Raw genomic sequence first — 12,875 nt, 5'->3', positions numbered from 1 at the left:
CAAGCCATGACCGATACGGTCAGCCGGAACACGACTGATACCTTGATCCTGCCGGGCCTGATCGGCCTGCTGCGCGAGGCCGCCGACGCGGCCCAGCTGTTCGTGGCCGAGGCCAAGCCGCAGGTGCTGGCCCACATCGCGCCGGACGGTGGCAAGATCGACCGCAAGCTGGCCGACGTCCACCAGCACCGAGTCCATGGCTATGGCTGGTACGCCGCCTATGCCGAGCTCCTGAACCAGGTCGCTGGCTGGGCCGAGCGGCTGCAGGACGAGGGCCGGTTCGGCGAGATCGAGGCCCTGCTGGCCCAGCTGCTGTTCAGCGAATATTGCGCCCAACTGGTCGGCGGCGTGCCGATGAACCAGGGCGAGATCGTCCGCCCGGCCCATCTGGTCGAAGACCGGGCCGTACTGAACCGGCTCTACTCCAACGGCCTGATGAAGCTGATGGTCGAGGGCGGCACGCAGGCCGTGAAGACCCGCATCGCCCAGCGCCTGGCCGAGGCGCGCGGCCGCCCGACGCTGGAGCATACCGGTCTCGAAGAGACCTTCGAGATGATCCGCGACCAGTTCCACGCCTTCGCCGAGGAAAAGGTCACCCCCTTCGCCCACGAATGGCACCTGAAGGACCAGTTGATCCCGATCGAGCTGGTGGAAGAGCTGGGCGCCCTGGGCGTGTTCGGCCTGACCATCCCCGAGGAATATGGCGGCTCGGGCATGGGCAAGACCGCCATGTGCGTGGTCTCCGAGGAACTGTCGCGCGCCTGGATCGGCGTCGGCTCGCTGGCCACCCGCTCGGAGATCGCCGGCGAGCTGATCCTGACCGGCGGCACGGAAGAGCAGAAGCAGTACTGGCTGCCCCGCATCGCCAGCGCCGAGATCCTGCCGACCGCCGTCTTCACCGAGCCGAACACTGGCTCCGACCTGGGGTCCCTACGCACCCGCGCGACGCTGGATGGCGAGAACTACGTCGTGACCGGGAACAAGACCTGGATCACCCACGCCGCCCGCGCCGACGTCATGACCCTGCTGGTCCGCACCGACCCGGCCACCACCGACTATCGCGGCCTCTCCATGCTGCTGGCCCCCAAGCCGCGCGGCGTCGAAGGGAATGACTTCCCCGCCCAGGGCATGAGCGGCGGCGAGATCGGGGTGATCGGCTATCGCGGCATGAAGGAGTACGAGCTGGGCTTCGACGGCTTCACCGTGCCGGCCGAGAACCTGCTGGGCGGGGTCCCGGGCCAAGGCTTCAAGCAGCTGATGGCCACCTTCGAGAGCGCCCGCATCCAGACCGCCGCCCGCGCCGTCGGCGTGGCCCAGGCGGCGCTGGAGACCGGCCTCGGCTATGCGCTCGACCGCCAGCAGTTCGGCCAGGCGATCTTCGAATTCCCGCGCGTCGCCAACAAGCTGGCCATGATGGCCGCCGAGATCATGGGCGTGCGCCAGTTGACCTACTTCGCCGCCCGCCAGAAGGACGAGGGCAAGCGCTGCGACCTCGAGGCGGGCATGGCCAAGCTGATCGCCGCCCGGGTCGCCTGGGCGGCGGCGGACAACGCCCTGCAGATCCACGGCGGCAACGGCTTCGCCATGGAGTATGCGGCGAGCCGCCTGCTGGCCGACGCCCGGATCCTCAACATCTTCGAGGGCGCGGGCGAGATCCAGGCCCAGGTGATCGCGCGACGGCTTCTGGATGGCGGGAACTGACCCTTGTCGGTGGGCGGAGGCTCAGCTTAGCCTCCGTCCTCCAATCGAAGGATCGCCCGCCCATGCTCGCCACGACCCGCCGCACCGCTCTCGTCTCGGCTGTCGCCACCGGCGGCCTGGCGGCGTTCGGCAACCGGGCCTTCGCCCAGGACACCGGGGCGGTCGGCGCGGCGGTCGACAAGTTCGCCCAGGAGGTCATGGCCGCCTTCCCCGATCAGCCGGGTCTGGGTGTCACGGTGGTCGAGAATGGCAAGGTCACCCTGGCCAAGGGCTATGGCGTCAAGCGCCTAGGGGGCCAGGACAAGGTCGACGAAAACACCGCTTTCGGCATCGCTTCCAACACCAAGGCCATGACCGCCGCCCTGATCGCCATGCTGGTCGAGGAAGGCAAGCTGGAGTGGGACGCGCCGGTCACCAAGTACATGCCGTCGTTCCAGATGAGCGATCCGGTGGTCACCAAGCTGATGACCGTCCGCGACCTTCTGGTCCACCGCAGCGGGCTTACGCTGGGGGCCGGCGACCTGATGATCTGGCCCTCGCCCACCCACACCCGCGCCGACATCGTGGCGGGGCTGAAGTACCTGCCGATCGGCGGCCAGTTCCGGGGCGGCTACGCCTATGACAACGTGCTGTATGTGGCCGCCGGCGTGCTGATCGAGACCGTCACCGGGACGAGGTGGGAAGAGGTCATCAAGACCCGGATCTTCCAGCCGCTGACCATGAACGACACCGTCTCGAGCCCGGCCCTGGTCGACCGCGCCCGCCGCGCCGAGCCGCACTGCCGCCTGGGCCCGCCCGTGCGGGGCCTGGGTCCGCAGACCGTGCTGCCGTTCGACGGCAGCTTCGACGCGGCGGGTCCGGCCGGCGGGGTCAATTCCACGCCCAAGGACATCGCCCAGTGGCTGATGGTCCAGCTGGGCCTGGGGCTGTCGCCCAACGGCAAGCGCCTGTGGAGCGAGGCCTCGGCCAGGGAGATGTGGAAGCCGCAGACCATCACCACCTCGACCGATGGTCCGATCACGGAGAACCCGGTCCGTCCGTCGATCCAGGCCTACGCCCTGGGCTGGTTCGTGCAGGATCATCGCGGCGAGCGCCTGTTGTGGCACACCGGCGGCCTGGCCGGCTTCATCTCCTACACGGGCCTGCTGCCGGGCCGGAAATCCGGCATCATGGTCATGACCAACGCCGAGGAGAACCCGGTCCTGCGCTCGATGCGCTACGGCGGGCCGGACCGCCTGCAGGGCCGCGGCGACTTCGACTGGATCGCCTCGTCCAAGCGTGTCCAGGCCCAGGCCGACGCCGATACGATCAAGGACGCGGCCAAGGCCACGACGCCATCGTCCGGCGCCAAACCCAGCCTGCCGCTGGCCGCCTATGCCGGGGTCTATCGCGACCCCTGGTACGGCACGGTGACGATTACGGTCGTCGGCCCAACCAAGGGAAAAGGGGGCAAGAAGCAGGGCCTGCACGTCGCCTTCGACAAGACCCCGCTCCTGAAGGGCAAGCTGGAGGTCTTCGACGGCGAGACCTTCAAGACGGTCTTCGACGACCGCACCCAGGAGGACGCCTTCCTCACCTTCGACCTCAAGGACGGCAAGGTGGTCTCGGCCCTGGTCAAGGCGGTCTCGCCGCTGGCCGACTTCAGCTTCGACTACCAGGACCTGCGGCTGACCAAGGAAGCCTAACCCCGTTCAGGGCGCCGCATTCCTTCGAACATCGCCTGGTAGGCCGTCAGCTGGCGGCCCTCCTCGATCTCGTCCGGCGTCTCGGCGCGGACACTGGTAGTGACGACGATGTCCTGGCCGGTCGGCAGACGCACCACGCCGGTCTGGTTGGGCAGGAGATCGATCGAGCCCGTCTGGTCGGGCCGGAAGCCCCGGCCCAGGCTGACCGTGACCAGCAGGCGCTCGCCCTGCTGGACGACGCTGGTGAACAGCGAATAGCGGCTGCCGCCCCGCTCATAGGCGCCCTTGCGATAGAGCCGCTGCGAGCCGAAGGCGGTGAAGTCGGCCCAAAGGTGGGCGCCGTCCGGCGCGACGCCGCTGGCCACCACCCGCACCGCCGAGCCGGGCCGCACCTGCGAACGGTCGGCCACGGCGCGGATGATCCGTACGCGGCGTATCTGCATCGGCGGCTCGATCGCGACCGGCGGCGGCTCGGCCACCGGCTCCAGGATCGGCTCGGTGACGGCGACTTGCGCGGGGGGCGCGACGGGACGATGCGGCGCGGCCTTGGGCGCGGGCGGCGCGACCGGAGCGCTGGCCGGACGCGGGGCCTGCCGTGGCGGTTCGACGACGCGCGGCGGGTCGAAGGCCATCACCACCTCCGGCGGCCGCGAGGCCCAGACGGCCGCGGCGCCGCCCGCGACCAGCAGGGCGATACAGGAAAGACCCGCCAGGCGGTGGAAGCGGCTGGGCGTCGGGCGCGACAGCAGCCGTACGCGCTGGGCCAGCGGATGGGTCGCCCAGTGGCAACCCAGCGGCAGCGGCCGGGCGGCCAGCTGGGTCTTCAGCATCGCCTCGGCATAGGCGCGGCGCGCCTTCGGATAGGCGGCGACCACGCCAGCGTCACAGGCCAGTTCCTGGTCGATGCGCAGCCAGCGGCCCATCACATGGACGGCCGGGTTGAACCAGTTGATGCAGGTCGCCAGCGCCACCAGGGCGTTGACCGGCGGGTCGCGGCGCTGGAGGTGGGCGTGCTCGTGGGCCAGCACCACCTCGCGCTCGCGCGGGGTGTAGCGGCCCTCGAAGTCGTCGGGAACCACCACGCGCGGCCGCAGCACGCCGATCACCGCCGGCCCGGCCTTCCCCGCCTTCGCCGCGCGGGCGAACTGGAGCTGGTTCCAGGCCAGCCAGGCCAGGCTGGCGATCACGCCCAGCAGCCACAGCCCCGCCAGATAGGGCCGGATGTCGACCGGAGCATTGGCTAGGGTCATTCCGGACATGACCGAGGTCTGCCCCGCCTCGACCGACGCCGCCGGAACCCGGACCGTCAGCACTCGCGCGGGGAGCAGCATGGCCAGCACGGCCAGCACCGGCAGGCTCCACAGACCATACGCCACTCGCGCCCCGAACAGCCGCCGCGCCGGCAGGCGCAGAACCATCACCGCCGCGACCGCGACGGCCAGGGCGAGGTTCATGTCCAGCAGGTCGGCGAACAGCTCAGCCATCGTCCTCGATGTCCGCGATCAGGTCCTTCAGCAGCTTGACGTCCTTAGCCGTCAACGCCCGGTGCTGCGCGAAGTGTGCGACCAAGGGCGCTACCTCGCCGCCGAAAAGCCGGTCGACCAGGTTCTGGCTCTCGGACTGCACGTAGTCATCGCGCGACACCAGCGGCCGATAGAGATAGCCGTCCGCCTCACGCGCCCCGGCGATCGCGCCCTTCTTCAGGAGGCGGGTGATCAGGGTCTTTACCGTGCCCGGCGCCCAGTCGTGGGCCACGCCCACTTCGGCGACGACGCCCTCGGGCGTCAACGGACCGCGGCGCCACAGCGCCTCCATGATCTGGCTCTCGGCGCCCGAAATCCGCATGCGCCCAACTCCATTACCGAAAGTACATTTGTATTCTAATGCAGAATACAGCTGTATCCTAGCCAAGTCCGTCGCTGACGCCAACGACCTAAGGGGAAATTTCAAGTGCCTACCGTCTGGATCGCGCTCGCCGCCCAAGCCGCCGCCGCGGCCTCCCCCGCCGCGCAACCGCCCGTTTCCCAGGCGCCGGCCGCGAAGTCCCCCGCCGCCGAGGCCGCCAACGGCGTCAGCGCCGTGACCATCACGGCCGATGCTCCGGCGGTGCGCACCTCGATCGATCGCCGCAGCTACAGCGTCTCGGGCGATCTGGCCGCTCAGTCCGGCGGCATCGCCGACGCCCTGCGCAACGTCCCGTCCGTCGAGGTCGACGTGCAGGGCAATGTGAGCATGCGCGGCGATCCCAACGTCACCATCCTGATCGACGGCAAGCCCTCGGGCCTGTTCCAGGGCGACGGTCGCGGCCAGGCGCTGCAGCAGATGCCGGCCGAGCGCATCGATCGCGTCGAGGTGATCACCAACCCCTCGGCCGAGTTCCGCGCCGACGGCACGGGCGGGGTCATCAATCTGATCACCAAGAAGGCCAAGGGCGCGGGCCGGACCAGCTCGATCCGCGTCACGGGCGGCGACCACGGCCGCAACGGCCTTTTGGGGAATATCGGCTACAACAGCGGCAAGCTGTCGGCCGCCGGCGACATCAACTATCGCCGCGACGTCTTCGACGAGGTCGACTACGAGCGCCGCCGGCAGGCCAATCTCGACAGCGAAACCCAGGGGACCACCGACTTCGACATCGATGGCGTCACCGGCCAGGCCACGGTCGACTACGACGTCTCAGACAAGCTGCGGATCGGCGGCGAGGCGCGGCTGTCGCGCTTCAACCTGGCGCTCGACAGCGCCGCCGACACCACGCGCGAGGACGCCAATGGAGCGCTCATCCAGGCCTATCGGCGCGATATGACGCTCCGTCAGCGCCGCGACAACGGCGCGATCGTCGGCAGTCTGCGCCGCAAGTTCGACGGCGACGGCCACGAGCTTTCGCTGAGGCTCAGCTACGACGTCACCGACGACAACCGCACGCGCACGGGCCACACCTCGGCGACCGCGCCGGCGACGTCCAGCGCCTACGACCAGCAACGGCTGGGCTACGACACCCGGCAGACCGACCTCAAGGGCGACTATGTCCGACCGATGGGTCCGGGCCAGACGCTGAAGCTGGGCTTTGATCTGCAGTTCGACGACAACGTCTATGACAATGTCGGCCTGCGCGGCGGCGCGCTGAGCGGCCTCGCGATCGATCCCGGCCTGACCAACACGTTCTTTTACGAACAGCGGCTGAGCCAGGCCTATGTCACTTACGAGCGCCCGCTCGGCGACCTGACGATGCTGGCCGGCCTGCGCTACGAGCAGTCGAAGCTGGATCTGACCTCGACCGGCCGCAAGGACGACAATGACACCACCCGGCTGATGCCCAGCCTGCACCTGTCGTACAAGCTGAACGACCAGCAGAAACTGACCGCCAGCTACAGCGAGCGGCTGCAGCGTCCCGGTCCGTTCGACCTCAATCCCGCGCCGTTCCTGCTGGACCCGCTGAACTACCGGATCGGCAACCCGAACCTGAAGCCCCAGCAGACCCACTCGTTCGAGCTTGGCTGGCAATACCGCAAGGCGCCGATGATGGCCCTGGCGACTTTGTTCTACCGCGAGAACGACAAGGTGGTCACCGACGTGGTCACCGACCGGGGCGGCGGCGTCTTCGTCACCACCAAGGCCAATGTCGCCCAGACCCGCAACGGCGGCCTTGAGCTGGTCCTGAACGGCAAGCTGACGCCCAAGCTGACCTATAACCTCAGCAGCACCCTGTTCTGGGCGCAGCTGGACGGCTCGAACCTGGGTTTCACCGACAAACGCACGGGCACCACGGCCCAGGGCCGCGCCAGCCTGAGCTGGCAGGCCACGCCCAAGGATCTTCTGCAGGTCAACGGCTTCCTGGTCGGCAAGCGCCTGACGCCGCAAGGCTACGCCAAGCCGTTCGCGGGCATAGACCTCGGCTACCGCCGCAAGATCAGCGAGCAGCTGTCGCTTCTGGTCTCCGTCCAGGACGCCCTCGGCCTCTACCGCGATAAGCAGGTGATCGACACCCCGTCGCTGAAGAGCCTGGTGGTCCGCGATCCCGACGCTCGCAATATCCGCATCACGCTGGCCTGGACCTTCGGAACGGGCAAGGGACGCAAGGATCCCGGCTTCGAGTTCCAGAACCCAGGGGCGGGACCGCAGTAGGAAAAAAGGAGTGCTCAGCGCCAGCTGAGCGCGGCCTGCTGCACGGTCGGCGTCTGGGCCAGGCTCACGACGTCGGCGCCGTCGAGGCGGCAATGGCCCCGGCCCTCGGCGCCCATCACGCACTCCACCCGTCGGGCGAAGACCGCGGCCATCAGGACCTTGCGGTCGATCGATGCGCCGCCGCCCAGGCGCACCAGCACCCAGTCCGACGGCTCGGGGCCCAAGGCCACGCAGATTACGCCAGCGGCGGGAACCTCGAGCACCGGCCCGGCGATGGTGTCTCCCGCCGCCGCCCGCGCCGAACAAGCCAGGGCCGGCGTCGCGGCCAGAACCGCGACCATCAGCGGAAGGGCGAAAGAGACGGCGGACGAGATCGGGACGCGCATGCCGACGCTCCTGGGTGGCGCGTTAACAATTCCCAGACGGACGCCCTGTTCCGGATGATCTAAATCAAAAAGCGCCCCGTTACCGTGGCTTCCATCCCTCGGCGATCACCGCGATCTGCTTGTCCATGACCGCCGACATCTCGGCCGCCGGCATGTTCCCGCCAGCCGCGGCGGCCATCCGGTAATTCCAGGCGTACGAGGCCTTCAGGGTGTCGATGATCAGGCGCAGATCCAGGTCGCCCCGCACCTCGCCCTTGCGCACGCCCTCTTCCAGGACGTCGAGCAGCATCTGGGACAGGCGCGGATTGCGGCCGTAGGGCGTGACGCCCGGATCGTTGTTCGGATTGTACGAGGCGGCGATGTGAGCCAGGAACAGCTTCACCCGCCGGGTCTCGAACTCGTAGTGGATGGCGAAGATCGAGCACAGCTTGTCGGCGGTGCCGCCGCGCAGGAGCGGCGCCACGCGGTCGAGCTCGGCATAGAGCTCGGCCAGCCGGTGGTTCATCACATGGCTCAGCACCTCGGCCTTGGAGGCGAAGGTGGTGAACACGCTCCCGACGGAGACCCCCGCGCGCTCAGCAATGGCGCGGATCGTCGTCTCATCGTAGCCGACCTCATTGAAGAGGTCCCTGGCGGCCTCAAGCACCCGTTCCCGGGTCGCCGCCTTCTGATCATCTCTTACGCCCACGCACGTCCCCCTCGAACACGCTAGCGTCGCTGTGACAAAGGCGCTCCGTTCCCCCGAACGGAGCGCCCAGTTTCGTTCGTCAGGCGCGAGCGCCCGCGAAGATCACCTTCAGTTGATCCGAAAGCCGCGCCAGCAGAGCTTCCACCGACCAACCGTCGTAGACGGCGCGGCGATAGTTGGCGACATACACGTCCCAGCTCATTTCAGCCAAGAGTTTGACGTCGATATCTTTCTTCAACTGGCCCTGATCGATGGCCCGTTGCAGAGCGTCGGCGATCAGATGGAACAGGTGCTTGATATCGCCGCGCGCGCGGCGCTCGGCGGCTTCCGACCGGGTCCAGGACACCGCGATGCTGGCGCGCAGCAGCGGCAGTTGCTCGACGTGGAAGCCGTAGGCGACGCCGAACAGGCCCAGCAAGGCTTCGTCGACCGTCTTGGCGTTGCGCGAGGCCTGGATCATCTGGGCGTAGATGACCTCGTAGTCGGCGGTCAGGATCTCTTCGAACAGCTCCGACTTGTCGGCGAAGCTGGCGAACACGGCGCCGGTCGACATGCCGGCGACCTGGGCGATATCCCTGATGGTCGCGCCTTCATAGCCGCGCTCGCTGAACAGACTGCGGGCGGCGGCCAGGACGCGTTCGCGGGTGCGCTGCTTGGCCAGGGCCCGGCGGGTCAGCTTCACCGGAGAGTCGGTGGCGGACTCGATGTTAACGGACACAAAGCTCATGCGGCGGCCTCCAGGCGGGCGAGAGCGGCTTCAGCGCGCTTCTCGAACTCAATGCAGTACTCATCGACGACGTTCTGAAGGACGTCGGCGTAACGGCGGGCCAGCTGACGGCCATCCTGCGCGGCGTCGCGCAGGTCGGTGATCAGTTGGCGGACTTCGGCCATGGCTTCTTCGCGATCGGACGCGGAGAGCGCAGCGTTGGTCGAGAGCAGAGCGCTCTGGGCCATTGCAGGTAACTCCTACCCCCGCTGGGGTGAGTGAAAGGCGTTGAACGATCCGCGGTGGGGGAGGTTGATCATGTTCAACGAACGCACACTGAAAAATAGGAAGCGGGCGCAATAACGCTAGGGGGAGGCCATTGCAACCGCAAAAGCGAACTCAAATCGCCGGACAAAAGCGTATGGTATAGATATGGGAGCGCTCTCAGAGCGTCACTGCGACAAATTCACTCACCGAACAGGTTCGGCGAATTGGCTCAACGGACGACAGTCATCGAACCAAGTCGTCGCCCTGGAGCCACGGACGCCCTTACGGCTACGGCCTCTATGGCGCGACTTGACGCGACGCCTTATTCTCCGAGGCCATGAGCCACCTGTTCGATTTCCTCGTTCCCGCCGCCCTGCTGGCGGTCCTGATCGCTCTGGCCGCCGGGCTTTACGCCCTGTTCCGCGGCGGCGACTTCGGCCGCTCCTATTCGAACAAGCTGATGCGCCTGCGCGTGCTGCTGCAGTTCATCGCCATCATCGTGCTGGTCGCCGCCGCATTCTGGTGGCGGCGTGGCGGCGCGTAGGTAACCTGCTTCGTCGAACCGGAGTCCGCGACGCATGGTCACGCTTAATCGCATCTATACCCGCACGGGCGACGGCGGCTCGACGCGGCTGGCCACCGGCGCGCCGGTCAGCAAGGCCTCCGCGCGGGTGGAAGCCTATGGCGGGGTGGACGAGACCAACGCCACGATCGGGATGGCTCGCCAGCACACGGCGCACGATCCCCAGCTCGACGCCATGCTGGAGCGCATCCAGAACGACCTTTTCGACCTGGGCGCGGATCTGGCCACGCCCGAGCAGCACGGCAAGCCGGATTGGGAGCCCCTGCGCATCCTCGACGGCCAGGTCGAACGTCTGGAGCGCGAGATCGACCTGCTGAACGGCGAGATGGCGCCTTTGACGTCGTTCGTGCTTCCCGCAGGGTCGCCGGCGGCGGCGGCCCTGCACGTGGCGCGCACCGTCTGCCGCCGAGCCGAGCGGACCTGCGTGGCGTTGTCGCAGATGGAGGGCGAGATCGTGGGCAAGCCGGCGATCAAGTATCTGAACCGGCTGTCGGACCTGCTGTTCGTCGCGGCGCGGTGGAGCAACGATCAGGGGCGCGCCGACGTCCTGTGGAAGCCCGGCGCGACGCGGTAGAGCCTACTTCTTTTCCGGAGCAGCCGCGGGAGCCGGAACCGCCGCCTCGCCATTGATCGGCGGCACGTTCAACGGGCGGCGCGTCAGGGTCTCGATCGAATAGACCCGCCCGCACTTCATCCACTTGCCCGCCCAGGGGCGCCCCTGCTTCTCGCACTTCTCCTTCGGCCATACCCATACGACGTGGTAGGTCAGGGCGGCGCCGCTCAACAGCACGAACAGGCCCAAGAAGATGTACTTCAGGCGAGTGAAAGTCTTGTTCATGGGCGCCCCTTACCGTCTTTCCGCGCGTAAGGGAATTGGCGGCGGCGGCGTCATCGGGCAGCGAAGCGCCGGAAATCGTACAACCGTTTGAACCCTGCCCGACCTAATGCATTACGCTTACGCAAAGGGAAACTTGCATTGCGGCGCCGAAACGGTAAGTCGGAGGCCAAGCAGGATAAAAAGCAGCCTGGAGGCGGTGGAAACCGATGAAGGTCCTAGTCCCGGTCAAACGGGTTATCGATTACAACGTCAAGGCCCGCGTAAAGGCGGACCAGACCGGTGTCGACCTTGCGAACGTCAAGATGTCGATGAATCCCTTCTGCGAGATCGCGGTCGAAGAAGCCGTGCGTCTCAAGGAGAAGGGCGTGGCGACCGAGGTCGTCATCGTCAGCATCGGTCCGGCGCAAGCTCAGGAGACGATCCGCACGGCGCTGGCCATGGGCGGCGACCGCGGGATCCTGATCACCACCGACGCCGATCCCGAGCCGCTGGCCGTGGCCAAGCTGCTGGCGGCCGTCGTCGCTGAAGAGAACCCCAACCTGGTCCTGATGGGCAAGCAGGCGATCGACGGCGACAACAACGCCGTCGGCCAGATGCTGTCGGCCCTGCTGGGCTGGCCGCAGGCGACCTACGCCTCGGCGGTGGAAGTCTCGGGCTCGACCGCCAAGGTCACCCGCGAGGTCGACGGCGGCCTGCAGGTCCTCGACGTCGACCTGCCGGCGATCATCACCGCCGACCTTCGCCTGAACGAGCCGCGCTATGCGTCTCTGCCCAACATCATGAAGGCCAAGAAGAAGGAGATCGTCAGCAAGACGGTCGCCGACTACGGCGTCGACATCGCGCCGCGCCTGAAGGTGATCAAGGTCGCCGAGCCGGCCAAGCGCTCGGCCGGCGTCAAGGTCGAAACCGCCGCTGATCTGGTCTCCAAGCTCAACACCGCGGGGGTGCTGTAATGGCTGTTCTCGTCGTCGCCGATAACGACAACGCGCACCTGCGCGACGCCACCCACAAGACCGTCACCGCCGCCCTGAAGATCTCGGGCGACGTCGACGTCCTGGTCCTGGGCAAGGGCGCCAAGGGCGTGGCCGACCAAGCGGCCAAGATCGCCGGCGTCCGCAAGGTGCTGCTGGCCGAGAGCGACGCCCTCGGTCACGGCATCGCCGAAGCCCAGGCCGACGCCGTCCTGGCGCTGGCCGGCAATTATGACGCGATCCTGGTTCCGGCCACCTCGGGCGGCAAGAACTTCGCCCCGCGCGTCGCGGCCAAGCTGGACGTGGCCCCGATCTCGGACATCGTCGAGGTCGTCTCGGCCGACACCTTCACGCGCCCGATCTATGCCGGCAACGCGCTGGAGACCGTCCAGTCGTCGGACGCCAAGAAGGTCATCACCGTCCGTCCGACCGCCTTCGCGGCGGCGGCGGAAGGCGGCTCGGCCTCGGTCGAAACGGTTGGCGGCGCCGATGCGGCCAAGACCCGTTTCGTCAGCGAAGAGATGGTCAAGTCGGACCGTCCGGAACTGGCCGCGGCCAAGATCGTCGTCTCGGGCGGTCGCGCCATGGGTTCGGCCGAGGAGTTCCAGCGCGTGATCGAGCCGCTGGCCGACAAGCTGGGCGCCGCCGTCGGCGCCTCGCGCGCGGCCGTCGACGCCGGCTACGCCCCGAACGACTACCAGGTCGGCCAGACCGGCAAGGTCGTGGCCCCGCAGCTCTACGTCGCCATCGGCATCTCGGGCGCCATCCAGCACCTGGCCGGCATGAAGGACTCCAAGGTGATCGTCGCGATCAACAAGGACGCCGACGCGCCGATCTTCCAGGTGGCCGACTTCGGCCTGGTCGCCGACTACAAGACGGCCGTCCCGGAACTGATGGACGCCCTGACGGCGGCGGGCAAGTAAGCCAG

General features: G+C 67.9%; 14 protein-coding genes. 7 read left to right on the top strand and 7 right to left on the bottom strand.

Going from position 1 to position 12,875, the window contains the following annotated elements; translation table 11 throughout:
• Positions 1-6: 6 nt before the first annotated feature.
• Both AC07R7_RS06925 and AC07R7_RS06920 read left to right on the top strand, forming a co-directional pair.
• The gene (locus tag AC07R7_RS06925) at positions 7-1,701 is read left to right on the top strand and encodes an acyl-CoA dehydrogenase family protein (protein ID WP_494634627.1); all 1,695 of its coding nucleotides are present in this window, start codon (positions 7-9) and stop codon (positions 1,699-1,701) included.
• Between the two features lie 62 nt (positions 1,702-1,763).
• A complete protein-coding gene (locus AC07R7_RS06920) occupies positions 1,764-3,386 on the top strand; it encodes a serine hydrolase (RefSeq protein WP_494634626.1) in 1,623 nt (540 codons plus the stop codon).
• On the opposite strand, the gene AC07R7_RS06915 is transcribed toward AC07R7_RS06920, so the two are convergent.
• Together AC07R7_RS06915 and AC07R7_RS06910 are read right to left on the bottom strand one after the other, a co-directional pair.
• The gene (locus AC07R7_RS06915) at positions 3,383-4,870 is read right to left on the bottom strand and encodes a M56 family metallopeptidase (RefSeq protein WP_494634625.1); all 1,488 of its coding nucleotides are present in this window, start codon (positions 4,868-4,870) and stop codon (positions 3,383-3,385) included. The two genes, AC07R7_RS06920 and AC07R7_RS06915, sit on opposite strands and share 4 nt — an antisense overlap.
• Positions 4,863-5,231, bottom strand: a complete 369-nt coding sequence (locus AC07R7_RS06910) for a BlaI/MecI/CopY family transcriptional regulator (RefSeq protein WP_494634624.1) — start codon at positions 5,229-5,231, stop codon at positions 4,863-4,865. The genes AC07R7_RS06915 and AC07R7_RS06910 overlap by 8 nt, the downstream gene beginning before the upstream one ends.
• Positions 5,232-5,336: 105 nt before the next feature.
• On the opposite strand from AC07R7_RS06910, the gene AC07R7_RS06905 reads away from it, so the two are divergent.
• Complete coding sequence (locus AC07R7_RS06905; RefSeq protein ID WP_494634623.1) at positions 5,337-7,508, top strand: TonB-dependent receptor domain-containing protein; 2,172 nt, start codon at positions 5,337-5,339, stop codon at positions 7,506-7,508.
• 14 nt (positions 7,509-7,522) lie between these two features.
• Here the strand turns inward: AC07R7_RS06905 and AC07R7_RS06900 are convergent, their stop codons facing one another.
• The 4 genes from AC07R7_RS06900 to AC07R7_RS06885 all read right to left on the bottom strand — a co-directional run bounded on the left by AC07R7_RS06900 (position 7,523) and on the right by AC07R7_RS06885 (position 9,536).
• Complete coding sequence (locus AC07R7_RS06900; RefSeq protein WP_492837211.1) at positions 7,523-7,894, bottom strand: hypothetical protein; 372 nt, start codon at positions 7,892-7,894, stop codon at positions 7,523-7,525.
• A gap of 79 nt (positions 7,895-7,973) precedes the next feature.
• On the bottom strand, positions 7,974-8,582 hold the full coding sequence (locus AC07R7_RS06895) for a TetR/AcrR family transcriptional regulator (RefSeq protein WP_492837212.1): 609 nt from the start codon (positions 8,580-8,582) through the stop codon (positions 7,974-7,976).
• A 79-nt stretch (positions 8,583-8,661) separates the two neighbouring features.
• Positions 8,662-9,309 (bottom strand): TetR family transcriptional regulator, encoded by a 648-nt coding sequence (locus AC07R7_RS06890; RefSeq protein ID WP_492837213.1) that lies wholly within the window; start codon positions 9,307-9,309, stop codon positions 8,662-8,664.
• A complete protein-coding gene (locus AC07R7_RS06885) occupies positions 9,306-9,536 on the bottom strand; it encodes a CC0731 family SpdR-regulated protein (RefSeq protein WP_492837214.1) in 231 nt (76 codons plus the stop codon). The genes AC07R7_RS06890 and AC07R7_RS06885 overlap by 4 nt, the downstream gene beginning before the upstream one ends.
• A gap of 356 nt (positions 9,537-9,892) precedes the next feature.
• Here AC07R7_RS06885 and AC07R7_RS06880 point away from each other — a divergent pair, with 356 nt between their 5' ends.
• Together AC07R7_RS06880 and AC07R7_RS06875 are read left to right on the top strand one after the other, a co-directional pair.
• A complete protein-coding gene (locus AC07R7_RS06880) occupies positions 9,893-10,099 on the top strand; it encodes a twin transmembrane helix small protein (protein ID WP_125155340.1) in 207 nt (68 codons plus the stop codon).
• 34 nt (positions 10,100-10,133) lie between these two features.
• Positions 10,134-10,712, top strand: coding sequence for a cob(I)yrinic acid a,c-diamide adenosyltransferase (locus tag AC07R7_RS06875; RefSeq protein ID WP_494634622.1), 579 nt, complete (start codon positions 10,134-10,136; stop codon positions 10,710-10,712).
• Positions 10,713-10,715: 3 nt separating this feature from the next.
• Here the strand turns inward: AC07R7_RS06875 and AC07R7_RS06870 are convergent, their stop codons facing one another.
• Positions 10,716-10,976 (bottom strand): hypothetical protein, encoded by a 261-nt coding sequence (locus AC07R7_RS06870; RefSeq protein ID WP_492837216.1) that lies wholly within the window; start codon positions 10,974-10,976, stop codon positions 10,716-10,718.
• Positions 10,977-11,182: 206 nt separating this feature from the next.
• On the opposite strand from AC07R7_RS06870, the gene AC07R7_RS06865 reads away from it, so the two are divergent.
• Together AC07R7_RS06865 and AC07R7_RS06860 are read left to right on the top strand one after the other, a co-directional pair.
• Positions 11,183-11,929: an electron transfer flavoprotein subunit beta/FixA family protein gene (locus tag AC07R7_RS06865; protein ID WP_494634621.1), complete on the top strand. Its 747-nt coding sequence runs from the start codon at positions 11,183-11,185 to the stop codon at positions 11,927-11,929.
• A complete protein-coding gene (locus AC07R7_RS06860) occupies positions 11,929-12,870 on the top strand; it encodes an electron transfer flavoprotein subunit alpha/FixB family protein (RefSeq protein ID WP_492837218.1) in 942 nt (313 codons plus the stop codon). Before AC07R7_RS06865 ends, AC07R7_RS06860 begins: the two co-directional genes overlap by 1 nt.
• Positions 12,871-12,875: the final 5 nt, after the last annotated feature.

It is taken from the genome of Caulobacter sp. GW821-FHT05F04 (genome assembly GCF_059419665.1).
This window is presented reverse-complemented; position numbering and strand designations above follow the sequence as displayed.

What these genes read in the sequence shown, in the direction of transcription:
- AC07R7_RS06920 (WP_494634626.1), top strand. Translation starts at nt 1,764, where the DNA reads ATGCTCGCCACGACCCGCCGCACCGCTCTCGTCTCGGCTGTCGCCACC.
- AC07R7_RS06870 (WP_492837216.1), bottom strand. Translation starts at nt 10,976, where the DNA reads ATGAACAAGACTTTCACTCGCCTGAAGTACATCTTCTTGGGCCTGTTC.
- AC07R7_RS06865 (WP_494634621.1), top strand. Translation starts at nt 11,183, where the DNA reads ATGAAGGTCCTAGTCCCGGTCAAACGGGTTATCGATTACAACGTCAAG.
- AC07R7_RS06880 (WP_125155340.1), top strand. Translation starts at nt 9,893, where the DNA reads ATGAGCCACCTGTTCGATTTCCTCGTTCCCGCCGCCCTGCTGGCGGTC.
- AC07R7_RS06885 (WP_492837214.1), bottom strand. Translation starts at nt 9,536, where the DNA reads ATGGCCCAGAGCGCTCTGCTCTCGACCAACGCTGCGCTCTCCGCGTCC.
- AC07R7_RS06875 (WP_494634622.1), top strand. Translation starts at nt 10,134, where the DNA reads ATGGTCACGCTTAATCGCATCTATACCCGCACGGGCGACGGCGGCTCG.
- AC07R7_RS06915 (WP_494634625.1), bottom strand. Translation starts at nt 4,870, where the DNA reads ATGGCTGAGCTGTTCGCCGACCTGCTGGACATGAACCTCGCCCTGGCC.
- AC07R7_RS06860 (WP_492837218.1), top strand. Translation starts at nt 11,929, where the DNA reads ATGGCTGTTCTCGTCGTCGCCGATAACGACAACGCGCACCTGCGCGAC.
- AC07R7_RS06890 (WP_492837213.1), bottom strand. Translation starts at nt 9,309, where the DNA reads ATGAGCTTTGTGTCCGTTAACATCGAGTCCGCCACCGACTCTCCGGTG.
- AC07R7_RS06925 (WP_494634627.1), top strand. Translation starts at nt 7, where the DNA reads ATGACCGATACGGTCAGCCGGAACACGACTGATACCTTGATCCTGCCG.
- AC07R7_RS06900 (WP_492837211.1), bottom strand. Translation starts at nt 7,894, where the DNA reads ATGCGCGTCCCGATCTCGTCCGCCGTCTCTTTCGCCCTTCCGCTGATG.
- AC07R7_RS06910 (WP_494634624.1), bottom strand. Translation starts at nt 5,231, where the DNA reads ATGCGGATTTCGGGCGCCGAGAGCCAGATCATGGAGGCGCTGTGGCGC.